The 22,065-nt window shown below is 72.2% G+C and carries 22 protein-coding genes; 3 read left to right on the forward strand and 19 right to left on the reverse strand.

Translation table 11 applies throughout. The annotated features are described in order from the left end of the window. Nucleotides 1-95: 95 nt before the first annotated feature. The 13 genes from metK to pyrR all read right to left on the reverse strand — a co-directional run bounded on the left by metK (nucleotide 96) and on the right by pyrR (nucleotide 14,662). Entirely contained in the window at nucleotides 96-1,304 is a 1,209-nt protein-coding gene (gene metK, locus ACWDRR_RS04375; RefSeq protein ID WP_449770673.1) for a methionine adenosyltransferase, read from the reverse strand. Nucleotides 1,305-1,454: 150 nt separating this feature from the next. Further along, on the reverse strand, nucleotides 1,455-2,690 hold the full coding sequence (gene coaBC, locus ACWDRR_RS04380) for a bifunctional phosphopantothenoylcysteine decarboxylase/phosphopantothenate--cysteine ligase CoaBC (RefSeq protein WP_449770674.1): 1,236 nt from the start codon (nucleotides 2,688-2,690) through the stop codon (nucleotides 1,455-1,457). Nucleotides 2,691-2,884: 194 nt separating this feature from the next. Continuing rightward, nucleotides 2,885-3,151: a DNA-directed RNA polymerase subunit omega gene (gene rpoZ / locus ACWDRR_RS04385; protein ID WP_030240625.1), complete on the reverse strand. Its 267-nt coding sequence runs from the start codon at nucleotides 3,149-3,151 to the stop codon at nucleotides 2,885-2,887. A gap of 36 nt (nucleotides 3,152-3,187) precedes the next feature. Then, nucleotides 3,188-3,745 carry a guanylate kinase gene (gene gmk, locus ACWDRR_RS04390; RefSeq protein WP_387894410.1) on the reverse strand — a complete coding sequence of 186 codons (558 nt, stop codon included), beginning with the start codon at nucleotides 3,743-3,745 and terminating at the stop codon, nucleotides 3,188-3,190. Nucleotides 3,746-3,794: 49 nt separating this feature from the next. Then, entirely contained in the window at nucleotides 3,795-4,121 is a 327-nt protein-coding gene (gene mihF, locus ACWDRR_RS04395) for an integration host factor, actinobacterial type (protein WP_030056187.1), read from the reverse strand. Nucleotides 4,122-4,539: 418 nt separating this feature from the next. Then, entirely contained in the window at nucleotides 4,540-5,373 is an 834-nt protein-coding gene (pyrF, locus tag ACWDRR_RS04400; protein WP_449770675.1) for an orotidine-5'-phosphate decarboxylase, read from the reverse strand. Between the two features lie 98 nt (nucleotides 5,374-5,471). Further along, nucleotides 5,472-6,572, reverse strand: coding sequence for a quinone-dependent dihydroorotate dehydrogenase (locus ACWDRR_RS04405; RefSeq protein ID WP_449770676.1), 1,101 nt, complete (start codon nucleotides 6,570-6,572; stop codon nucleotides 5,472-5,474). A gap of 101 nt (nucleotides 6,573-6,673) precedes the next feature. Beyond that, nucleotides 6,674-9,985, reverse strand: a complete 3,312-nt coding sequence (carB, locus tag ACWDRR_RS04410; protein WP_449770677.1) for a carbamoyl-phosphate synthase large subunit — start codon at nucleotides 9,983-9,985, stop codon at nucleotides 6,674-6,676. Continuing rightward, nucleotides 9,978-11,168 carry a glutamine-hydrolyzing carbamoyl-phosphate synthase small subunit gene (gene carA, locus ACWDRR_RS04415; RefSeq protein WP_449770678.1) on the reverse strand — a complete coding sequence of 397 codons (1,191 nt, stop codon included), beginning with the start codon at nucleotides 11,166-11,168 and terminating at the stop codon, nucleotides 9,978-9,980. Before carA ends, carB begins: the two co-directional genes overlap by 8 nt. Then, nucleotides 11,165-11,731, reverse strand: a complete 567-nt coding sequence (locus tag ACWDRR_RS04420) for a PH-like domain-containing protein (RefSeq protein WP_449770679.1) — start codon at nucleotides 11,729-11,731, stop codon at nucleotides 11,165-11,167. The genes carA and ACWDRR_RS04420 overlap by 4 nt, the downstream gene beginning before the upstream one ends. After that, nucleotides 11,728-13,032: a dihydroorotase gene (locus tag ACWDRR_RS04425; RefSeq protein ID WP_449770680.1), complete on the reverse strand. Its 1,305-nt coding sequence runs from the start codon at nucleotides 13,030-13,032 to the stop codon at nucleotides 11,728-11,730. Before ACWDRR_RS04425 ends, ACWDRR_RS04420 begins: the two co-directional genes overlap by 4 nt. Further along, nucleotides 13,029-14,009: an aspartate carbamoyltransferase catalytic subunit gene (locus tag ACWDRR_RS04430; protein WP_449770681.1), complete on the reverse strand. Its 981-nt coding sequence runs from the start codon at nucleotides 14,007-14,009 to the stop codon at nucleotides 13,029-13,031. The genes ACWDRR_RS04425 and ACWDRR_RS04430 overlap by 4 nt, the downstream gene beginning before the upstream one ends. Before the next feature lie 5 nt (nucleotides 14,010-14,014). Then, the gene (gene pyrR, locus ACWDRR_RS04435) at nucleotides 14,015-14,662 is read right to left on the reverse strand and encodes a bifunctional pyr operon transcriptional regulator/uracil phosphoribosyltransferase PyrR (protein ID WP_449770682.1); all 648 of its coding nucleotides are present in this window, start codon (nucleotides 14,660-14,662) and stop codon (nucleotides 14,015-14,017) included. Between the two features lie 328 nt (nucleotides 14,663-14,990). Here pyrR and bldD point away from each other — a divergent pair, with 328 nt between their 5' ends. Then, on the forward strand, nucleotides 14,991-15,494 hold the full coding sequence (gene bldD / locus ACWDRR_RS04440; protein ID WP_031072501.1) for a transcriptional regulator BldD: 504 nt from the start codon (nucleotides 14,991-14,993) through the stop codon (nucleotides 15,492-15,494). A gap of 136 nt (nucleotides 15,495-15,630) precedes the next feature. On the opposite strand, the gene ACWDRR_RS04445 is transcribed toward bldD, so the two are convergent. The 5 genes from ACWDRR_RS04445 to ACWDRR_RS04465 form a co-directional block, all read right to left on the reverse strand. After that, complete coding sequence (locus ACWDRR_RS04445) at nucleotides 15,631-16,551, reverse strand: hypothetical protein (RefSeq protein WP_449770683.1); 921 nt, start codon at nucleotides 16,549-16,551, stop codon at nucleotides 15,631-15,633. 201 nt (nucleotides 16,552-16,752) lie between these two features. After that, nucleotides 16,753-17,580 carry a thioesterase family protein gene (locus ACWDRR_RS04450; protein ID WP_449770684.1) on the reverse strand — a complete coding sequence of 276 codons (828 nt, stop codon included), beginning with the start codon at nucleotides 17,578-17,580 and terminating at the stop codon, nucleotides 16,753-16,755. 159 nt (nucleotides 17,581-17,739) lie between these two features. Further along, nucleotides 17,740-18,177 carry a transcription antitermination factor NusB gene (gene nusB / locus ACWDRR_RS04455; protein WP_329486782.1) on the reverse strand — a complete coding sequence of 146 codons (438 nt, stop codon included), beginning with the start codon at nucleotides 18,175-18,177 and terminating at the stop codon, nucleotides 17,740-17,742. A 4-nt stretch (nucleotides 18,178-18,181) separates the two neighbouring features. Then, nucleotides 18,182-18,745, reverse strand: a complete 564-nt coding sequence (gene efp / locus ACWDRR_RS04460) for an elongation factor P (protein WP_329486783.1) — start codon at nucleotides 18,743-18,745, stop codon at nucleotides 18,182-18,184. Nucleotides 18,746-18,828: 83 nt separating this feature from the next. Continuing rightward, nucleotides 18,829-19,935 carry a M24 family metallopeptidase gene (locus tag ACWDRR_RS04465; RefSeq protein WP_449770685.1) on the reverse strand — a complete coding sequence of 369 codons (1,107 nt, stop codon included), beginning with the start codon at nucleotides 19,933-19,935 and terminating at the stop codon, nucleotides 18,829-18,831. A gap of 366 nt (nucleotides 19,936-20,301) precedes the next feature. Between ACWDRR_RS04465 and rpmG the strand changes: the two genes are divergently transcribed. Both rpmG and ACWDRR_RS04475 read left to right on the forward strand, forming a co-directional pair. Further along, nucleotides 20,302-20,466 (forward strand): 50S ribosomal protein L33, encoded by a 165-nt coding sequence (gene rpmG / locus ACWDRR_RS04470; protein WP_449770686.1) that lies wholly within the window; start codon nucleotides 20,302-20,304, stop codon nucleotides 20,464-20,466. A gap of 63 nt (nucleotides 20,467-20,529) precedes the next feature. After that, a complete protein-coding gene (locus ACWDRR_RS04475; protein WP_449770687.1) occupies nucleotides 20,530-20,781 on the forward strand; it encodes a type B 50S ribosomal protein L31 in 252 nt (83 codons plus the stop codon). 91 nt (nucleotides 20,782-20,872) lie between these two features. Here the strand turns inward: ACWDRR_RS04475 and ACWDRR_RS04480 are convergent, their stop codons facing one another. After that, a complete protein-coding gene (locus ACWDRR_RS04480) occupies nucleotides 20,873-22,045 on the reverse strand; it encodes a HoxN/HupN/NixA family nickel/cobalt transporter (RefSeq protein WP_449770688.1) in 1,173 nt (390 codons plus the stop codon). Nucleotides 22,046-22,065 lie beyond the last annotated feature (20 nt).

Consider the following 22,065-nt stretch of genomic DNA (forward strand, 5'->3'; position numbering starts at 1 on the left):
ACGCCCACGACGCCCACGACAACGCCGCAGGCGGCGGCCGCCCCTGTGCCGGGGCGACCGCCGCCTGCGGTCCGATCCGATCAGCCGACCACAGGTCAGTCCTGGACGGCCTTCTTCAGCTGCTCGACCCGGTCGGTCCGCTCCCAGGTGAAGTCCGGCAGCTCACGGCCGAAGTGGCCGTACGCGGCGGTCTGCGAGTAGATCGGGCGGAGCAGGTCCAGGTCGCGGATGATCGCGGCCGGGCGGAGGTCGAACACCTCGGTGACGGCCTTCTGGATGGAGAGCACCGGCACGGTCTCGGTGCCGAAGGTCTCCACGAAGAGGCCGACCGGCTCGGCCTTGCCGATCGCGTACGCGACCTGCACCTCGGCGCGGCTGGCGAGGCCGGCGGCGACGATGTTCTTCGCCACCCAGCGCATCGCGTAGGCGGCCGAGCGGTCCACCTTGGACGGGTCCTTGCCGGAGAAGGCACCGCCGCCGTGGCGGGCGAAGCCGCCGTAGGTGTCGATGATGATCTTGCGGCCGGTGAGGCCGGCGTCGCCCATCGGGCCGCCGATCTCGAAGCGACCGGTCGGGTTGACCAGCAGGCGGTAGCCCTCGGTGACGAGCTTGATGCCCTGCTCGGCGAGCGCCTTGAGCTCCGGCTCCACGACGAACTCGCGGATGTCCGGGGTGAGCAGCGAGTCGAGGTCGATGTCGCTGGCGTGCTGCGAGGAGACGACCACCGTGTCGAGGCGGACGGCCTTGTCGCCGTCGTACTCGATGGTGACCTGGGTCTTGCCGTCGGGGCGCAGGTACGGGATCGTCCCGTTCTTGCGGACCTCGGAGAGGCGACGCGACAGGCGGTGCGCCAGGGTGATCGGCAGCGGCATGAGCTCGGGCGTCTCGTCGGACGCGTAGCCGAACATCAGGCCCTGGTCACCGGCGCCCTGCTTGTCCAGGTCGTCCTCGTCACCCTCCACCCGGGCCTCGTACGCCGTGTCGACACCCTGTGCGATGTCGGGCGACTGGGCACCGATGGACACCGACACGCCGCAGGAGGCGCCGTCGAAGCCCTTCTTGGAGCTGTCGTAGCCGATCTCCAGGATCTTGTCCCGGACGAGCTGGGCGATCGGCGCGTACGCCTTGGTGGTCACCTCGCCGGCCACGTGCACCTGGCCGGTGGTGATGAGCGTCTCCACGGCGACCCGGGACGTCGGGTCCTCTCGCAGGAGAGCGTCAAGGATGGTGTCGCTGATCTGGTCAGCGATCTTGTCGGGGTGTCCCTCGGTCACGGATTCCGAGGTGAACAGGCGGCGAGACACAGCGCTCCCTGGGGTTGCAGCGGCTGCTGACTGAAGGCCCCCGGCGAACCGGGGACATCCGGAAAGACTTGATTCCTGGAGTGTAACGGTCAGCTACCGGCTATCGGGACTCGATTCCGGAAAAGGAGACCGGTTGCTCACCTCTTGAGATCACTCGGCGACCGGTTGCCACCGCTTCACGACCAGGTCCCAGACCACGTCGGCGAGCGCCTCCTTGGGCCCCACCGGCACCGCCGTCTCACTGCCGTCCGAGCCCAGTACCACGGCCTCGTTGACGTCCGTACCGAACGCCTTGCCGTTGCCGACCTCGTTCACCACCAGCAGGTCGCAGCCCTTGCGGGCGAGCTTGGCGCGGCCGTTCGCGAGCACCTCGTCGGTCTCCGCCGCGAAACCCACCACCAGTTGACCCGAACGGGGTCGGTGGGCGGAGAGCTCGGCCAGGATGTCCGGGTTGCGGACCAGCGCGACCGGGGCCGGCTCGACCCCGTCGACCTTCTTGATCTTGCCGCTGGCGTACTCGGCCGGCCGGAAGTCGGCGACCGCGGCGGCCATCACCACCGCGTCGGCCCCGGCCGCCGCCTCGAGCGCGGCCTCCCGCAGCTCCAGCGCGGTCGAGACGTGCACCACGTCCACCCCGGCCGGGTCGGGCAGCTCCGCGTTCGCCGAGAGCAGCGTCACCCGGGCGCCGCGCGCCGCGGCGGTCGCGGCGAGCGCGTAGCCCTGCTTGCCGGAGGAGCGGTTGCCGAGGTAGCGCACCGGGTCCAGCGGCTCACGGGTGCCGCCGGCCGAGACCACCACGTGCCGGCCGGCCAGGTCGGCGGCGGCGCCGCCCCGGCGCAGCAGCGCCCGGCAGGCGTCGACGATCGCGGACGGCTCGGGCAGCCGCCCCTTGCCGGTGTCCTTGCCGGTCAGCCGCCCGACGGCGGGCTCCAGCACGACGACGCCCCGGCGGCGCAGCGTGGCCACGTTCTCCCTGGTCGCCGGGTGCTCCCACATCTCGGTGTGCATGGCGGGTGCCAGGACGACCGGGCAGCGCGCGGTGAGCAGGGTGTTGGTGAGCAGGTCGTCGGCCAGCCCGTGGGCCGCCTTGGCCATCAGGTCCGCGGTCGCGGGGGCGACCACGACGAGGTCGGCGCTCTGCCCGATCCGCACGTGCGGCACCTCGTGGACCCGCTCCCAGGTCTCGGTGGCGGCCGGCCGGCCGGAGAGCGCGGCCCAGGTGGCCTCGCCGACGAAGTGCAGCGCGGCCTCGGTCGGCACCACGGTGACCTGGTGGCCGGATTCGGTGAACCGCCGCAGCACCTCGCACGCCTTGTAGGCGGCGATGCCGCCGCTGACGCCGAGGACGACGCGCGGGGCGTCCGCCCGGTCCGTGCTCGCGCTCATGCTTCCCACTCTCTCCTCGCTCGGGACGTGCTCACCCTACGACCCCCCGCCGGCCGGCGGCACGGTGCACCCCGCCCCGCCCCGGCCCGCGCCCGCGGGCACCGGCCGGCATCCGGCTCCGGGCACGCCGAAGGGCCCGCCGGAACGGATCCGGCGGGCCCTTCGACAATTCGACAGAACGAGAGGAGGCCGACTCAGGCCGCCTCGATCGCCTCCGCGGTGAGCATGCCGGCGTTGATCTCGCGCAGCGCGATCGACAGCGGCTTCTCGTGCACGTGGGTGTCGACCAGCGGGCCGACGTACTCCAGCAGGCCCTCACCGAGCTGCGAGTAGTACGCGTTGATCTGGCGCGCGCGCTTGGCGGCGTAGATCACGAGGCTGTACTTGGAGTCGGTGGCCTCAAGCAGCTCATCGATCGGCGGGTTGATGATGCCCTCGGGCGCGGTCATGGAAGAGGACACGCGAAAACCTTCCGAAAGGTGGAAAAGACAGACAGGTCAGGCTACACCGAGCAAGGCTAGCAGTTCGGCCGCTACCTGCTCGACCGAGGTGTTGACAAGACTCGTGTCGAACTCCGGCTCGGCGGCCAGCTCGACCTTCGCCGCGTCCAGCCGCTTCTCGATCACGTCCTGCGGCTCGGTGCCCCGGCCGGTGAGCCGGCGCACCAGCTCGTCCCAGCTCGGCGGAGCCAGGAAGACCAGCTGCGCCTCCGGCATCGACTCGCGCACCTGGCGGGCGCCCTGCAGGTCGATCTCCAGCAGGACCGGCACGCCGGCTTCCAGCTTCTCCAGTACGGCCTGGCGCGGGGTGCCGTAGCGGTTTCCCGCGAACACGGCCCACTCCAGCAACTCGCCGTTGGCGATCAGCTTGTCGAACTCGTCGTTGTCGACGAAGTGGTACTGGACCCCGTGCTGCTCGCCCGGCCTCGGGTGGCGGGTCGTCGCCGACACCGAGAGCCAGACCTCGGGGTGCTGCTTCCTCATATGAGCGACGACCGTGCTCTTGCCGACCCCCGAGGGGCCGGAGAGCACGGTCAGCCGCGGACGCTCACTCATGCACCGATTATCCCGGATCGCGGACGCTCCCGGGACCACGGGGGCACGGTCAGGCGGCACCGCCGCCGAACTCCCGCTCCAGGGAGGCGATCTGGTTCGTACCGAGGCCACGGACACGACGGCTCTCACTGATGCCGAGGCGCTCCATGATCTGCTTGGCGCGGACCTTGCCCACGCCCGGGAGGGACTCCAGCAGTGCGGAGACCTTCATCTTGCCGATCACGTCGTTGTCGGCCTTGCCGGCCTTGATCACCTCGTGCAGGGAGGCGCCGGAGTGCTTGAGCCGGTTCTTGACCTCGGCGCGCTCCCGGCGAGCCTCGGCGGCCTTGGCGAGCGCGGCGGTGCGCTGTTCAGGGGTAAGGGGCGGAAGAGCCACGCCGTTCACCTCAGGGTGTGGAAGGAAGGGATTGAGCTATGACTGGTTTGGTTCCCAGGGCACCGGTTGCAGTGGAACCTCACGGCTCTGACCTGCGAGAGCAACGGGAATCGCCGCTCTTCGATGACCTATCGCCGGACACTACCCGGATTGCGGCGCCACGTCAGGAAAAGAACACGAAAAGTCCTGGTCAGCCAAGGCCGACCAGGACTTTCCCGGGCAAAATGACCGCGATTGCGGACCTTTGGCACCGCCGATGTGACGGCGCTCACGTCAAGTGGCCCGGTCCCGCGCCACCCCGTCGCGCCATCGCAGCACATCACGCCACCTCTCCGGCGGCCGTTCCGCACCCTCCGGCAACCCTCCGGCAGCGCCGCGGCAGCCGTCCGGCAGCGCCCCGACGGCGCTTCGGCGCCCGCTACTTCACCGCGTCCGCGTACTCCTGGACGAAGCGCTCCGCCGCCTCCCGCAGGGCCGGCACCGACGGCCCGTGCCGCAGGACGTCCCGGCTGACGCTCGGCACCACGTTGCGCACCGAGGAGCCGAACACCCGCGGCAGGTCCGCCATCGTGGCGCCCTGGGCGCCGATCCCCGGAGCCAGCAGCGGGCCGTTGATCGCCAGGTCGACGCCGGCGTCCGCCAGCGTCGCGCCGACCACCGCGCCGAAGGAGCCGAGCGGCTCGGCGCCGGCGTTCTCGGCGGCCAGCTGCCGCAGCACCGAGGCCGCCACCGACTCGCCGTCCGCGCCGGTCGCGCGCTGCACCTCGGCACCCTCCGGGTTGGAGGTGAGCGCCAGCGCGAACACCCCCGCACCGCCGGCCGCCGCCAGGTCGAGCGCCGGGCGCAGCGAGCCGAAGCCCAGGTAGGGGCTGACGGTCACGGCGTCCGAGAAGAGCGGGCTGCCCGGCGCGAGGAAGGCCTCCGCGTAGGCGGCCATGGTGGAGCCGATGTCGCCGCGCTTGGCGTCCATCAGGACCAGCGCGCCGGCCGCGCGGGCCTCCTCGACGGACTTCTCCAGCACCGCGACGCCCTTGGAGCCGAAGCGCTCGAAGAAGGCGGCCTGGGGCTTCAGCACGGCCACCCGGTCGGCCAGGGCCTCGACCACGGTGCGGCTGAAGGTCTCCAGGCCCGCGACGGAGTCCTCCAGCCCCCAGGCGGCGAGCAGGGCGGCGTGCGGGTCGATGCCGACGCAGAGCTGGCCGCGGGTGTCGAGGGCGTGGCGCAGGCGGGCACCGAAGGGGGCGAGGGTCATGACGTCCTTCCAGGGCGTACGGCGTGGGTGAGGGGGTGCGGGGGCGGCCGGCGGCGGCACGGGACCGCGGCCGGCGCTCCGGGGGCCGGCTGCGGCGCTCAGGAGGCCTTGGCGCTGCCGACGGCGGCCGCCAGGTTGCGGAAGCCGCCGGCCCGGACGCGGGCGGAGAGGCCCTTGTGGATCCGCCGGCACCAGAACGGGCCCTGGTAGATGAAGGCGCTGTAGCCCTGGACCAGGTCGGCGCCGTGGACGATGCGCTGCCAGGCGTCCTCGGCGGTCTCGATGCCGCCGACCGAGACCAGGACCAGCCGGCCCTCGGTGCGGGCGCGCAGGCGCTGCAGCACCTCCAGCGCGCGGGCCTTGAGCGGGGCGCCGGAGAGGCCGCCCATGCCGATCTCCTCGATCCGCGCGGCGCTCTCGCGCAGGCCCTCGCGGCCGATCGTGGTGTTGGTGGCGATGATGCCGTCCAGGCCCAGCTCCAGGGCGAGGTCGGCGACCGCGTCGACGTCCTCGTCGGCCAGGTCGGGGGCGATCTTGACCAGCAGCGGCACGTGGTGCGCGGTGGAGCGGTCGGCGGCCTCACGGACGGCGGCGAGCAGCGGGCCGAGGTGCGAGACGGCCTGGAGGTTGCGCAGGCCCGGGGTGTTCGGCGAGCTGACGTTGACCACCAGGTAGTCGGCGTACTTGGCCAGCCGCTCGGTGGACTTCACGTAGTCGCCGATCGCGTCGGCCTCCTCGACCACCTTGGTCTTGCCGATGTTGATGCCGACGACCGGGGTGGAGCTGGTGTGCGGGCGCCGGGCGAGGCGGTCGGCGACCCGGGCCGAACCCTGGTTGTTGAAGCCCATCCGGTTGATCAGCGCGCGGTCCTCGACCAGGCGGAACAGCCGCGGGGCCGGGTTGCCGGGCTGCGGCTCACCGGTGACGGTGCCGATCTCGACGTAGTCGAAGCCGAGCATCGACAGGCCGTCGATGCCGACGCCGTTCTTGTCGAAGCCGGCCGCCAGGCCGAACGGGCCGGGCAGGTCGAGGCCGAGGGCGGTGGTGCGCAGCGCCCGGTCGCGCGGGGCCAGCACCAGCCGCACGAGGGAGCGCAGGCCGGGCACCGAGGAGGCCAGCCGGACCCAGAAGAAGGCCAGGTGGTGGGCCTTCTCGGGGTCCATCTTCTTGAAGACGAGGTCGAACAGGAGCTTGTACAAAACGGGCCTCCAACGTGGGCGGGCGCGGCCGTCGCAAAGAAGGGTGGTGGGCATGGCAGTGGGGGGCACCCGGCGGTTCGGTGCCCCCCACTGCGGTGGTGCTACTTCGTGCGGCCGGCGTTGATCAGCTGGGCGTGCTCCTGGAGCGACATCACCCCGACCTCGTCGCGCAGCAGCGCGTCGATGCCCTGGACGGCGGCGCCCATGGCCTGGACGGTGGTCAGGCAGGGCACGGCGCGCGCGACGGCGGCGGTGCGGATCTCGTAGCCGTCGAGGCGGCCACCGGTGCCGTACGGCGTGTTGATGATGAGGTCGACCTCACCGTCGTGGATCAGCTGGACGATGGTCCGCTCGCCGTTCGGGCCCTCGCCCTCGCTGTGCTTGCGCACCACGGTGGCGGGGATGCCGCCGCGCTGCAGCACCTCGGCGGTGCCGGCGGTGGCGAGGATCTCGAAGCCGAGGCCGACCAGCGCGCGGGCCGGGAAGACCAGGTTGCGCTTGTCCCGGTTGGCGACGGAGACGAAGACCTTGCCCTTGGTCGGCAGCGCGCCGTAGGCACCGGCCTGCGACTTGGCGTACGCCGTGCCGAAGACCTTGTCGATGCCCATGACCTCGCCGGTGGAGCGCATCTCCGGGCCGAGCACGGTGTCCACGCCGCGGCCGTAGATGTCGCGGAAGCGGCTCCACGGCATCACGGCCTCCTTGACGGAGATCGGGCAGTCGGCGGGCAGGGTGCCGCCGTCGCCCTCGGCCGGGAGCAGGCCCTCGGCGCGCAGCTCGGCGACGGTGGCGCCGAGCGAGATCCGGGCGGCGGCCTTGGCCAGCGGCACCGCCGTGGCCTTGGAGGTGAACGGCACGGTGCGGGAGGCGCGCGGGTTGGCCTCCAGCACGTACAGGATGTCGCCGGAGAGGGCGAACTGGATGTTGATCAGGCCGCGGACGCCGACGCCGCGGGCGATCGCCTCGGTGGAGGTGCGCAGCCGCTTGATGTCGTAGCCGCCGAGGGTGATCGGGGGCAGCGCGCAGGCGGAGTCGCCGGAGTGGATGCCGGCCTCCTCGATGTGCTCCATGACGCCGCCGAGGTAGAGCTCGGTGCCGTCGTAGAGCGCGTCGACGTCGATCTCCACCGCGTCGTCGAGGAAGCGGTCGATCAGCACCGGGTGCTCGGAGATCAGGCCGGCGTGCCGCTCCAGGTAGGAGGCGAGCGAGGGCTCGTCGTAGACGATCTCCATGCCGCGGCCGCCGAGCACGTAGGACGGGCGGGCCAGCACGGGGTAGCCGATCTCGTCGGCGATCGCCTTGGCCTCCTCGAAGGAGAAGGCGGTGCCGTGCTTGGGGGCGGGCAGGCCGGCGTCGCGCAGCACGCGGCCGAAGGCGCCGCGCTCCTCGGCGAGGTCGATCGCCTCGGGCTGGGTGCCGACGATCGGCACGCCGTTGTCCTTGAGCGCCTGGGCCAGGCCGAGCGGGGTCTGGCCGCCGAGCTGGACGATCACGCCGGCCAGCGGTCCGGCCTGCTGCTCGGCGTGGACGATCTCCAGCACGTCCTCCAGGGTGAGCGGCTCGAAGTAGAGCCGGTCGGAGGTGTCGTAGTCGGTGGAGACGGTCTCCGGGTTGCAGTTGACCATCACGGTCTCGTACCCGGCGTCGGCCAGCGCGAAGGAGGCGTGGACGCAGGAGTAGTCGAACTCGATGCCCTGGCCGATGCGGTTCGGGCCCGAGCCGAGGATGATCACCGCGGGCTTGGTGCGCGGGGCGACCTCGTTCTCCTCGTCGTAGGACGAGTAGAAGTACGGGGTCTTGGCGGCGAACTCCGCGGCGCAGGTGTCGACGGTCTTGAACACCGGGCGGATGCCCAGCGCGTGCCGGACCTCGCGGACCACGTCGGGGCGCAGGCCGCGGATCTCGCCGATCTGCTGGTCGGAGAAGCCGTGCCGCTTGGCGTGGCGCAGCAGCTCGGGGTGGAGCTTGTCGGCCTCGGCCAGCTCGGCGGCGATCTCGTCCAGCAGGAAGAGCTGGTCGACGAACCACGGGTCGATCTTGGTGGCCTCGAACACCTCCTCCTCGGTGGCGCCGGCCCGGATGGCCTCCATGACGGTGTTGATCCGGCCGTCGGTGGGCACCGCGGCCTTCTCCAGCAGCGCGGCCTTGTCGCCGACGGGGCCGGCCCAGGTGAACTGGGAGCCCTTCTTCTCCAGCGAGCGGAGCGCCTTGTTGAGCGCCTCGGGGAAGTTGCGGCCCATGGCCATGGCCTCGCCGACGGACTTCATGGTGGTGGTCAGCGTCGCGTCGGCGCTCGGGAACTTCTCGAACGCGAAGCGCGGGACCTTCACCACGACGTAGTCGAGGGTCGGCTCGAACGACGCCGGCGTCTGCTCGGTGATGTCGTTGGGGATCTCGTCCAGCGTGTAGCCGACGGCGAGCTTCGCCGCGATCTTGGCGATCGGGAAGCCGGTCGCCTTCGAGGCCAGCGCTGAGGAGCGCGAGACGCGCGGGTTCATCTCGATGACGATGACCCGGCCGTCCTCGGGGTTGACCGCGAACTGGATGTTGCAGCCGCCGGTGTCGACGCCGACCTCGCGGATGACGGCGATGCCGACGTCGCGCAGGATCTGGTACTCGCGGTCGGTCAGCGTCATCGCCGGGGCGACGGTGATCGAGTCACCGGTGTGCACGCCCATCGGGTCGAAGTTCTCGATGGAGCAGACGACCACGACGTTGTCGTTCTTGTCGCGCATCAGCTCCAGCTCGTACTCCTTCCAGCCGAGGATGGACTCCTCCAGGAGCACCTCGGTGGTCGGCGAGAGGGTCAGGCCCTGGCCGGCGATGCGTCGCAGCTCGTCCTCGTTGTGGGCGAAGCCGGAGCCGGCGCCGCCCATGGTGAAGGAGGGCCGGACCACGACCGGGTAGCCGCCGAGCGTGTCCACGCCGGCCAGCACCTCGTCCATGGTGTGGCAGATCACCGAGCGGGCCGACTCGCCGTGGCCGATCTTGGCGTTGACGGCCTCGACGACGCCCTTGAAGAGCTCGCGGTCCTCGCCCTTGTGGATCGAGTCGACCTTGGCGCCGATCAGCTCCACGTTGTACTTGGCGAGCACGCCGTTGGCGTCGAGCGCGATCGCCGTGTTGAGCGCGGTCTGCCCGCCGAGGGTCGGCAGCAGGGCGTCGGGGCGCTCCTTGGCGATGATCTTCTCGACGAACTCCGGGGTGATCGGCTCGACGTAGGTGGCGTCGGCGATCTCCGGGTCGGTCATGATCGTGGCCGGGTTGGAGTTGACCAGGACGACCCGCAGGCCCTCGGCCTTGAGCACCCGGCAGGCCTGCGTGCCCGAGTAGTCGAACTCGGCGGCCTGGCCGATCACGATCGGGCCGGACCCGATGACCAGGACGGACTTGATGTCGGTGCGCTTAGGCACGCTGGCCCTCCATGAGCTCAACACTGTTCTTGTCGTCGCCCCGCATGAGCGCGACGAACCGGTCGAAGAGGTAGGCCGCGTCGTGCGGGCCGGCTGCCGCTTCAGGGTGGTACTGCACGCTGAAGGCGGGCACGTCCAGCGCCTGGAGACCCTCGACCACGTCGTCGTTGAGGCAGACGTGGGAGACCTCGACCCGGCCGAAGGGCGTGTCGCTCACCTTGTCGAGCGGTGCGTTCACGGCGAAGCCGTGGTTGTGCGCGGTGACCTCGACCTTGCCGGTGGTGCGGTCCTGCACCGGCTGGTTGATGCCGCGGTGGCCGTACTTGAGCTTGTAGGTGCCGAAGCCCAGCGCGCGGCCGAGGATCTGGTTGCCGAAGCAGATCCCGAAGAACGGGGTCCTGCGCTCCAGCACGCCCTGCGCCACGGCGACCTGGTGGTCGGCGGTGGCCGGGTCGCCCGGTCCGTTGGAGAAGAAGACGCCGTCCGGGTTGACCGCGTAGATGTCCTCCAGCGTGGAGTTCGCCGGCAGCACGTGCACCTCGATGCCGCGCTCGGCCATCCGCTGCGGGGTCATCGCCTTGATGCCGAGGTCCAGCGCGGCCACGGTGAACTTCTTCTCACCGACGGCGGGCACCACGTACGGCTCGCTGGTGGCGACCTCGGGGCAGAGGTCGGCGCCCTTCATCTCGGGCGACTGCTGCACCCTGGCCAGCAGGGCGGCGTCGTCCGCCAGCGCCGGGCCGGAGAAGATGCCGCAGCGCATCGCGCCGCGCTCGCGCAGGTGGCGGGTGAGGGCGCGGGTGTCGATGCCGCTGATGCCGACGACGCCCTGGTTGACGAGCTCCTCGTCGAGCGAGCGGCGCGAGCGCCAGTTGGAGGCGACCCGGGCGGGGTCCCGCACGATGAAGCCGGCGACCCAGATCCGGTTGGACTCGTCGTCCTCGTCGTTCCAGCCGGTGTTGCCGATCTGCGGGGCGGTCATCGCGACCACCTGGCGGTGGTACGACGGGTCGGTCAGGGTCTCCTGGTAACCGGACATGCCGGTGTTGAAGACCGCCTCGCCGAAGGTCTCGCCGATCGCGCCGTAGGCCTGGCCACGGAAGGTCCGGCCGTCCTCCAGGACGAGCACGGCGGGGACGCGGTCCCGCCGTTGGCGCTGCGTGGTGGGGGCAGGTGCGGTCATTGAGCGGCCTCTTCCGTCTTCGTCTGCGTACGTGTTGCAAGGTGAGCGATCGCCTCGACCCAGGCGGCGTGCTCGTCGGGGTGGTCGGCCCGGAAGCCGGAGTCCAGTGCGGTGCCCTCGTGCGTCCAGGTGACGACGAGCAGTCCGGACGGCACGACCTTGCCGGCGATCCCGGAGTCCGTCCGGGCCCCGGTCAGGTGCTCGGCCGGGATCCAGAAGTCGACGTCACCGGGGCGCTGCACCAGCAGGCCGTCCGCGCCGAGGGTCAGGTCGGCACGGCTGCGGGTGCCCAGGCCGTGCGCGACGACCCGGTCCAGCCAGTTCCCGGCGGTGGTGGTGCCGTGGTACCGGCCGCTGCTCTCCAGGATGGTCCGGCCGGCGCGAGCCGGCACGGCGGGCAGCGGCGGGATGCCGGACTGCAGGGTGCGCCGCCAGTTCCAGCCCTGGCGCATCAGCCAGTAGACCAGCCCGATCACCAGCAGCAGGCCGACGGCCCAGCCGATGTACCCGGGCCAGTTGGTGACCTTGGCCTGCTCCTGGGCGAGCGGGGCGAAGGTGTTCACGCGAGCCCGCCCTGCTCGACCAGCTCGCCGGCCAGCACGGTGGCGGCGCCGCGCAGGAAGGTGGCGTGCACCCGTCCGGGCAGGTCCAGACCGCGGTAGGGGGTGTTACGGCTGCGGGTGGCGAAACTGTCGGGATTCACGGCACCACGGTACGCGGGATCGAACAGCACCAGGTTCGCGGGCTCACCGACCGAGACGGGCCGCCCGTGGCCGGTGAGACGGCCGATCCGGGCCGGGCGGTGCGACATCCGGTCGGCGACGCCCTCCCAGTTCAGCAGGCCGGTGTCGACCATGGTCTGCTGCACCACCGAGAGCGCGGTCTCCAGGCCGACCATGCCCATCGCGGCCACGGCCCACTCGCAGTCCTTGTCCTCGGACGGGTGCGGCGCGTGGTCGGTGGCGACGGCGTCGATGGTGCCGTCCGCGAGCGCCTTGCGCAGCGCCTGGACGTCGGCCGCGGTGCGCAGCGGCGGGTTCACCTTGTACACCGGGTCGTAGGAGCGGACCAGCTCGTCGGTGAGCAGCAGGTGATGCGGGGTGACCTCGGCGGTGACGTTCCAGCCCTTGGCCTTGGCCCAGCGGATGATCTCCACCGAGCCGGCCGTCGAGACGTGGCAGACGTGCAGCCGGGAGCCGACGTGCGCGGCGAGCAGCACGTCACGGGCGATGATCGCCTCCTCGGCGACGGCCGGCCAGCCGCCGAGCCCGAGCTCGCCGGAGACCTGGCCCTCGTTCATCTGGGCGCCCTCGGTGAGCCGCGGCTCCTGGGCGTGCTGGGCGACGACCCCGTCGAAGGCCTTCACGTACTCCAGGGCCCGGCGCATGATCACCGCGTCGTCCACGCACTTGCCGTCGTCGGAGAAGACCCGCACCTCGGCGGCCGAGTCGTGCATCGCGCCCAGCTCGGCGAGCTTCTTGCCCTCCAGGCCGACGGTGACGGCGCCGACCGGCCGCACGTCGCAGTAGCCGGACTCCTGGCCGAGCCGCCAGACCTGCTCGACCACACCGGCGGTGTCCGCCACCGGGAAGGTGTTGGCCATCGCGTGCACGGCGGTGAAGCCGCCCATCGCGGCGGCCTGGGTGCCGGTGAGCACCGTCTCGGCGTCCTCGCGGCCGGGCTCGCGCAGGTGGGTGTGCAGGTCGACCAGGCCGGGCAGGACGATCAGGCCGGTGGCGTCGATCTCGATGTCCGCCTCGACCGCGAGCGCGGTGCCGATCTCCTTGACCACGCCGTCGGCGAGGTGGAGGTCCTGCGGGGCGCCGCCGAGGATCTGGGCGTTGCGGATCAGGTAGGTGGTCACTGAGCGGTCTCCACGGAGTCGGTGCGGGGGGCGGCGTCGGCGAGCGTGGCGCCGCCGAGCAGCAGGTACAGGACGGCCATCCGGACGGAGACGCCGTTGGCGACCTGCTCGACCACGGTGCAGCGCGGCGAGTCGGCGACCTCGGCGGTGATCTCCATGCCGCGGACCATCGGGCCCGGGTGCATCACGATGGCGTGGTCGGGCAGCTTCGCCATCCGGCTGCCGTCCATGCCGTAGCGGCGGCTGTACTCGCGCTCGGTCGGGAAGAAGGCGGCGTTCATCCGCTCGCGCTGCACCCGGAGCATCATCAGCGCGTCGGTCTTGGGGAGCACGCTGTCCAGGTCGTAGCTGACCTCGCAGGGCCAGTTGTCGATGCCGATCGGCACCAGCGTCGGCGGGGCCACGAAGGTGACCTGGGCGCCGAGCGTGGTGAGCAGGTGGACGTTGGAGCGGGCCACCCGGCTGTGCAGGACGTCGCCGACGATGGTCACCCGCCAGCCGGCCAGGTCGCGGCCGAGGCCGGCGTTGAGGTGGCGGCGCATGGTGAAGGCGTCGAGCAGCGCCTGGGTGGGGTGCTCGTGGGTGCCGTCACCGGCGTTGATGACGCTGCCGTGCAGCCAGTCGGACTGCGCGAGCCGGGCCGGCGCGCCGGAGGCGTGGTGCCGGATGACGACGGCGTCGGCGCCCATCGCCTGCAGGGTCAGCGCGGTGTCCTTGAGGCTCTCGCCCTTGGAGACCGAGGAGCCCTTGGCGGAGAAGTTGATGACGTCGGCGGAGAGCCGCTTCTCGGCGACCTCGAACGAGGTCTTGGTGCGGGTGGAGTCCTCGAAGAAGAGGTTGACGACGGTTCGACCACGGAGCGTAGGCAGCTTCTTGACGGCCCGTCCGGAGAGCTGGGCCAGCTCCTCGGCGGTGTCCAGGATCAGCAGCGCGTCGTCGCGGGTGAGATCGGCGGCGGAGACGAGGTGGCGCTTCACGCGGGTTACTCCGGGAGGTGCGGTTCGGACGGCCGGGAGGCCAGGGCCTGCGAGCTGCGCTCACCGCGCGGGGACCGCGCGGCGGCCGCGGTGTCGCGGTCGCCGACCAGGACGGCGTCCACGCCGTCGCTGTCGGCGAGGCGGACCTGCACGGCCTCGCGCAGCGAGGTGGGCAGGTTCTTGCCCACGTAGTCGGCGCGGATCGGCAGCTCGCGGTGGCCGCGGTCGACCAGGACGGCGAGCTGGACGGCCCGCGGGCGGCCGATGTCGCTGAGCGCGTCGAGCGCGGCCCGGATGGTGCGGCCCGAGAAGAGCACGTCGTCGACGAGGATGACGAGCCTGCCGTCGATGCCGCCGGCCGGGATCTCGGTGTGCTCCAGGGCCCGGGCGGGCTTCAGCCGCAGGTCGTCCCGGTACATGGTGATGTCCAGCGTCCCGAACGGGATCTCCCGGCCGGTGATCTGGGCCAGCCGGTCGCGCAGGCGGCGGGCGAGGTGCACGCCCCTGGTGTGGATGCCGAGCAGCACGACGTCCTCCGCGCCCTTGGCGCGCTCGACGATCTCGTGCGCTATCCGGGTGATCACCCGGGCGATGTCCGTGCCGTCCAGCACCTGGTGCGGCGGGCGCGGCGTCGTTTCGTGTTCTGCGGTCATGCCGAAGCGGACCTCCTTCCCCGCCTCACTGGACGGGCCTTAAAGGATGCCTGGAACGCCCCCGCCGACGCGGCGCGGGCTCCGGTCATCGTACCAGCGCGGCCGACGGCAAACAGGCCTCCATGATTCCGCTTCACCCGGTTAACGTCCTCGACGCACCGCCGATGCGGGCCATTCGCACGACTGCCCCATTCGGCTTGACGCAGCTACCTCACTCTACGTAACCTCACAGTGAGTTACGAGACTGACGTCGAACCCACCGGTAACGGCGTCGGCAATCGCCCGTGACCCACCACTGAACGCGAAGCAATCTCGTCCGGGGAGATCAATGTCCAGCGACTACGCGAAGCAACTCGGAGGCAAACTCCGAGCGATCCGCACTCAGCAGGGGCTCTCCCTGCACGGTGTCGAGGAGAAGTCCCAGGGGCGCTGGAAGGCAGTCGTCGTCGGCTCGTACGAGCGCGGTGACCGTGCGGTCACCGTGCAGCGGCTGGCCGAGCTGGCGGAGTTCTACGGCGTCCCGGTACAGGAGCTGCTGCCCGGCGGTACGCCCGGTGGTGCGGCCGAGCCGCCGCCGCGCCTCGTCCTGGACCTGGAGAGACTGACCCAGGTCCCCTCCGAGAAGGCCGGTCCGCTGCAGCGCTACGCCGCGACCATCCAGAGCCAGCGCGGTGACTACAACGGCAAGGTGCTCTCGATCCGCCAGGACGATCTGCGCACCCTGGCCGTGATCTACGACCAGTCGCCGTCGATCCTGACCGAGCAGCTGATCTCCTGGGGCGTCCTGAACCCCGACGCGCGCCGTGCGGTGCGCGAGGAGGAGGCGAGCTGAGGCTCGCCCGCACCGGCTCCCGACCGCAGGAACAGGCAGGGCCCAGCAGAAACGTCACGGCGCGGCACCCCGATCCGGGGGCCGCGCCGTCGCGCGTGCGGCCGCCGGCGCCGGGCCCGGGGGTCCACGGGGGCCCTCAGCGGACCGTGCCCAGGCTGTAGCCCGGCTCCGCCGCCACGCCGTCCAGCCGCACCGCCGCCGCGGTCGGCGCCCAGTCCTGTCCGCCGCTGGCCCAGGCCCACGCCGTCCGGCGGAAGCCCCGGTCGGCGGCCCCGCCGCGGGGCTCGTCGGCCGCCGCCGAGCCCCGGGTGCCGTGCAGCACCGCCAGCGCCGGCAGCTCCCTGGTCAGGCCCGCGCAGAGCACCGCGCAGACCAGCTCCAGGTCCTCGTCGTTGATCCGCACCACGCCGTCCTCCCACTGGAGCACCCGGGCGGTGGCCGTCAGCCGGCCGCCGGGGGCGTCCACCGCGAGGCGCAGCTCGTACACGCCGCCGCCGGCGCCGACCAGCATCCGCCGGAACACCTCGGCGCCGCGCTGGTAGGCCTCCCGCACGGAGCGGCCGCGCTCCTCGTAGAGCCCGCCGTCCAGCAGCAGGTCCGCGTGGCGCAGCGTCAGCCCGTTCTCCCGGGCCCGGACCAGCCGGGGCACGAAGTCCCCGGCCAGGTCCTCGCCCTGGTAGGCGAGCAGCTGGGTCTGCAGCGGCGGATTGACCAGGTAGCGGTCGCGGGCGCCCGGCTCGGCCGGGTCGAGGCCGTGCAGCAGGCAGAACTCCTCGAAGTCCTGCGGGTGGAACATCCGGGCCCGGACGGTGTCGAAGCCGCGCCGGGCCTCGGCGAGCAGCTCGGCGGTGTCGCGCAGGTAGCTGTCGTAGTCCGGGGCGTCGGACAGGCGCCAGGCGCCGGCCCGCTCGAAGTCGGCGGCGCTGGTCAGCACACCGATGACGAAGGCCTGTTCGGCGCTGTCCGCCCGGCGGCGCTCGTGCCGCGACCGCGCGCGCGGGCGGGGGCCGGCGGCAGTGCAGTCGGGGGTGCGGCGGGCGCGGCCGTTGCGGCTCATCGGAGGCTCCTGGGGCGGTGGCGGTCGGCGGCGGGGCTGCCGTCGACCGTTGTCCTCCCCAGCCCCGCGTGTCGCACACGTACGGCGTGTCACAGGAATGTAACCGACCGTGAGGCGGGCGTGTCGCGGCCGCCGGAGGCCCCGACCGTGGTGCGGCCGGCCCGGCCGGACCGGTCGCACCACGCCGTCAGGCCGCCCCGGTCACGCCGGTCGCGGGACCCGGGCGAGCTGGCGGGACTGCGCGACGAGGCGGCCGGACTCGTCCCAGACCTCGGCGTCCTCCTCGAAGTAGCCGCCGGCCACGTTGCGGGTGGCGTGGGTGACGCGCAGCCAGCCCGGCACCGGCTTGGCCCGCAGGTGGACGGTCAACTCGATGGTGGGGGCCCAGCCGGGCATGCCGAGGTCGAAGGTGACCGGCGGCAGGGCGTCGGCGACCAGCAGGAGCAGCAGCGGGTCGGGCTCGCGGCCGTCGGCGAGCCGGAACCAGCCCTGGATCCGGCCGTGGCCGGAGGGCTGCCCGAGCGCCCAGCCGATGGTGGCCGGGTCGAGCCGCAGGTCGAACCGCTCCAGCAGGGCGGCCTGCGCGATCAGTTCCTTGGGGGCGTGCTCGACGCCGATGCACTGGTCCGGCGGCGGCAGCTGCGGCGGCTGTGCGGTGGTGCGCACGTCTCCGGCGGCGTCGGCGAGGTCGCCGTGGGTGGCGACCACGCGCAGCCGCTCCACGCCGTCCTGGCTGAGCGAGGCGGTGCCGGTGGAGAGCGAGCGGCCGGCGCGGAGCACCTCGGTGCGGACGGTGGCCGGACCGGGGTGGGAGGCGGACAGGTAGTACCCGCTGATCGAGACCGGGTCGGCGTGGTCGCCGTGCTCCAGGGAGAGGGCGTGGCCCGCCATGGCGAGCAGCAGCCCGCCGTTGACGCCGCCGCCGATCTGCCAGCCGGCGCCCAGTTCGCCGTCGTAGCGGCCCGGCTCGGCCGGGTGCCGGGTGAGGGCGATGCCCTGGTCGAACTCGCTGCGGATCGCCGTGGTCATGGGGGGTGGCCTGCCCTTCGCTGCGGGGGTCACCGGCGAGCGGGGTCACCGGCGCACCAGGTTACTGGCGAGTAGGCCCCCAACATACGCCACCCGGGGCGAACGCACGACGGCCGCCGGACCCCTGACGGGATCCGGCGGCCGTGCGTCGGGGTGCTGCTACCGGCGGATGCTCGGCTTGAGCTCCAGGAAGCGGGCGAGCAGGCCGTTGACGAAGGCCGGGGAGTCGTCCGTGGAGAACTCCTTGGCGATCTCGACGGCCTCGTCCAGGACGACCGCGTCCGGGACGCCGTCCTCCCAGATCAGCTCGTACGCACCGAGCCGCAGGACGTTGCGGTCCACGATCGGCATCCGGTCGAGCGTCCAGCCCACCGCGTACTCGGAGATGAGGTCGTCGATCCGGCGGGCGTGCTGGACGTACCCCTCGATCAGCTCCATGGTGTACTCACCGACCTGCGGGGTGCCCTCGTCCGGCTTGGGCTCCCGGGCCCGGGCCACCCAGTCGGCGAGGACCCGCTGCGGGTCGACCCCGCGGTGGTCGGCCTCGAAGAGGATCTGGAAGGCTCGCGTACGGGCCTTGCTGCGTGCGGCCGACACGGACTTACTTCACCCGGCCGAGGTAGCTGCCGTCGCGGGTGTCGACCTTGATCTTCTCACCGGTCACGATGAACAGCGGGACGGCGATCTCGGCACCGGTCTCCAGGGTGGCCGGCTTGGAGCCACCGGTGGAGCGGTCGCCCTGGACGCCCGGCTCGGTGTGGGAGATGGTCAGCTCGACCGAGGCCGGGAGCTCGATGTACAGGGGGGCGCCCTCGTACATGGCGACCAGGGCCTCGAAGCCCTCCAGCAGGTACTTCGCGGCGTCGCCGACGACGGCGGGCTCGATCGTGGTCTGGTCGTACGTGTCCGTGTCCATGAACACGAAGTTCTCGCCGTCCTTGTACGAGAACTGCATGCCGCGCTTGTCGACGTTGGCGGTCTCGACCTTGGTGCCGGCGTTGAAGGTCTTGTCGACGACCTTGCCCGTCAGGACCTCCTTGAGCTTGGTGCGCACGAAGGCCGGGCCCTTGCCGGGCTTGACGTGCTGGAACTCGACGACGGACCAGAGCTTGCCGCCCTCCAGCTTGAGAACCATGCCGTTCTTGAGATCGTTCGTGGAAGCCACGGGCGCACTTACTCCTGGATATAGCTGTCAAGGAACCAAGGGGTGCGTCCTGCCGCCTGCGGCCGCCTCCGGGCGGCCGCGGGTCACAGGGCGAGGAGCTCCTTGGTGGTGATGGTGAGCAGCTCGGGCCCGCCCTCTTCGAGGGGGCGCACCACGAGCGTGTCCTCGATCCGGACACCGCCCCGACCCGGGAGGTGAACCCCTGGGCCGACGGTGACCGGCACGCGGCTGTCCAGTTTACCCATGTCCGACGGCCCGAGGCGCGGGGCCTCCCGGATCTCCAGCCCGATGCCGTGCCCGACGGGGTGCGGCGAGCTCTCGGTGTGCCCGGCCGCGTGGAGGATCTCCCGGGCGGCCTGGTCGGGCACGTACTGCTCGACGCCCGGGCCGAGCGCCTCCCGCCCGGCCCGCTGGGCCCGGAACACCAGCCGGTGCAGCTCGACCTGCCAGGGCGCGGGGGCCGCGCCGATCACGAAGGTCCGGGCGGTGGAGACGCCGTACCCGCGGTACTGGGCGCCGAGGACGACGGTGAGGAAGTCGCCCTCCTCGACCCTCCGGTCGGTGGGCTGGTGGGCCTGCTGGCCGGAGTGGCTGCCGGTGCCGACCGAGACCGGGAACGCCGCCCGGTCCGCACCGTGGTCGATCATCCGGCGCTCCAGCTCCATCGCCAGGTGCCGCTCGGTGCGGCCGACCAGGATCGACTCCAGCAGTTCGCCGAGCGCCTGGTCGGCGATCTCGGCCGCGATCCGCAGGTCGGCGATCTCGTGCTCGTCCTTGACCACCCGCAGCCGTTCGACCGCCCGGCCGAGGTCGCCCAGCCGGACGCCCTCCGCCAGGCCCGCCACCGCCCGGTGCCGGGTGACGGTCAGGTCGTGCTCCTCCACCGCCAGGTCGGCCACCTGCAGCCGGGCCGCGGCCGCGGCGGCCGCCAGCGCGGTGTCCGCCCCCGCCGCCACCGGTACCCGGGTGACGTCCTCGGCGATCAGGTGCTCACCGGTGTCGTCCGGCGGCAGGTCGTCCGGCAGCGCCAGCAGCACCTGCTCCCGGGTGAGCAGCAGCGTCGCGCCGCACGGCGGGCACCCGGTCAGGTACCGCACGTTCGCCGCCCGGGTGATCAGCGCCGCATCGGCCCCGGCCGCACTGCAATGCTCCCTCAGACGCTCCCGCCGGCCCGCGTACGCATCAGACATGCGTCGAGCCTACGGAGCCGCACCACGATCCGCCCGCCGAGCGGATCCGACCGGGCACCGGGCGGGCGGGGCCCGGGCGGTGACGCGCCCGGCGCCGCTCGGATGCGACCGGTGCCGGGCGGGTGCGCCGGGCGGACGGGCAGATGTGCCGGGCGGACGGTCGGAGCCGGCGGCGCAGCGCGAGCCCCGGCGCGTGCGCGGTCGCGCGCGACTTACGGCCCGCGGCCGGTGGCCCGCGGCCACCCGGGAATGGGCGGGGGCGGGGCCGCGTTACACCTCACGAAAACGACTTCCATTTCGGTGTGCGGCTTTCGGCCGGGCACCCGGCCGGCTCCCGCCGAGCCGCCCCTTCCAGGAGGAGGACTCATGGCCCGCAGCGAACTGCGCCCCGTCGTCAAGCTCAGGTCCACGGCCGCCACGGGCTTCACCTACGTGACCCGCAAGAACCGCCGCAACGACCCGGACCGGCTGGTGCTGCGCAAGTACGACCCGGCCGCGCGCCGGCACGTCGACTTCCGCGAGGAGCGCTGACCCCGCCGCCGCACCGAGCCCCGCCCCGTCCCTCTCCCCCTCGACCCGAGAGGAGCCCCGCTGATGAAGCCCGGCATCCACCCCGTCTACCGCCCGGTCGTCTTCCGCGACAAGGTCGGCGGCCTGACGTTCCTGACCCGCTCGACCCTGGTCCCCGGCCGGACGACCGAGTGGCAGGACGGCACCACCCACCCGGTGGTCGACGTCGAGATCTCCTCGGCCAGCCACCCCTTCTACACCGGCCAGTCCCGCGTCATGGACACCGCCGGCCGCGTCGAGCGCTTCCACCGGCGCTACGGCACGCAGCACAGCTGAGCCCGCCGGACACGGGGAGCGGCGCCCACCCGATCGGATCGGGTGGGCGCCGCTCCGTGAGCGCGACCGGGCGCGGCCGGGCGCGGCCCGGCTACTTCGCGATCTCGGCGGAGTCCTCGGTCCCGGCCGCCCCCTGGGCGGGCACCCCGCCGGCGGCCTTCACCGACTGCGGGCTCCAACGCCGCTCGACGCCGGCCAGCCGCCAGTAGGCGATCGCCGCCGCCCAGACCACCACGAACAGGCCGACGATCACGTAGCCGACGTTGTCCAGCGAGAGGTCGGCGATCCAGCCGCTCACCGGGTCGGTGAGGTCCAGCTTCTCGTGCAGCACGCCGACCAGCTCGATGGTGCCGATGATGAACGCCACCGCGATCGACAGCCCGGTGATCGTCAGGTTGTAGTACACCTTGCGCACCGGGTTGGAGAACGCCCACTGGTAGGCGAAGTTCATGAACGTCCCGTCCAGCGTGTCGAACAGGCTCATCCCCGCCGCGAACAGCAGCGGCAGGCAGACGATCGCGTACCAGGGCAGCCCGGAGGCCGCGCCGGAGCCGGCCATCACCATCAGCGTGACCTCGGTCGCGGTGTCGAAGCCGAGGCCGAGCACCATGCCCACCGGGAACATCTGGCCGGGCCGGGTGATCGAGCGCGTCGCCCGGTTGAGCACCCGGGCGAGCAGACCGCGCGCGTTGAGGTGCTCCTCCAGCTCCGCCTCGTCGAACCGCCCCGCCCGCATCGACCGGAAGACCTTCAGGATGCCGAACAGGGCGGCCAGGTTGAGCGCGCCGATCAGGTAGAGGAAGGCGCCGGAGGCCGAGGTGCCGACCACGCCCAGCCACTGGTGGGTGGGGGAGTCGTCGTCCATCAGCGTGTTGGCCAGCTGCGCGCCGCCCGCCACCAGGGCGGCCATGAGGACCACCATCGACGAGTGCCCGAGGGCGAACCAGAAGCCCACCGAGACGGGCCGCTTGCCGTCCGCCATCAGCTTGCGGGTGGTGTTGTCGATGACCGCGATGTGGTCGGCGTCGAAGGCGTGCCGCATGCCGAGGGTGTACGCGGTGATGCCCAGGCCCACCCCGAAGACCTGCGTACCGACCGCGTAGCCCTCGGGTGCGACCAGGAAGACGAGCGTCCCGAACGCCACCACGTGCATGGCCAGGATCACCCCCATCAGCCCGGCCGTGCGGATGGTGTCCTCGCGCTTCCAGCGGAAGGTGGGCAAGGCGGAGGGCGCCGCGGGGGCGGCGGTTTCGGGCAGGGTCATTCGGGGATCACGCTCCAGCA

It is taken from the genome of Kitasatospora sp. NPDC003701 (genome assembly GCF_053587085.1).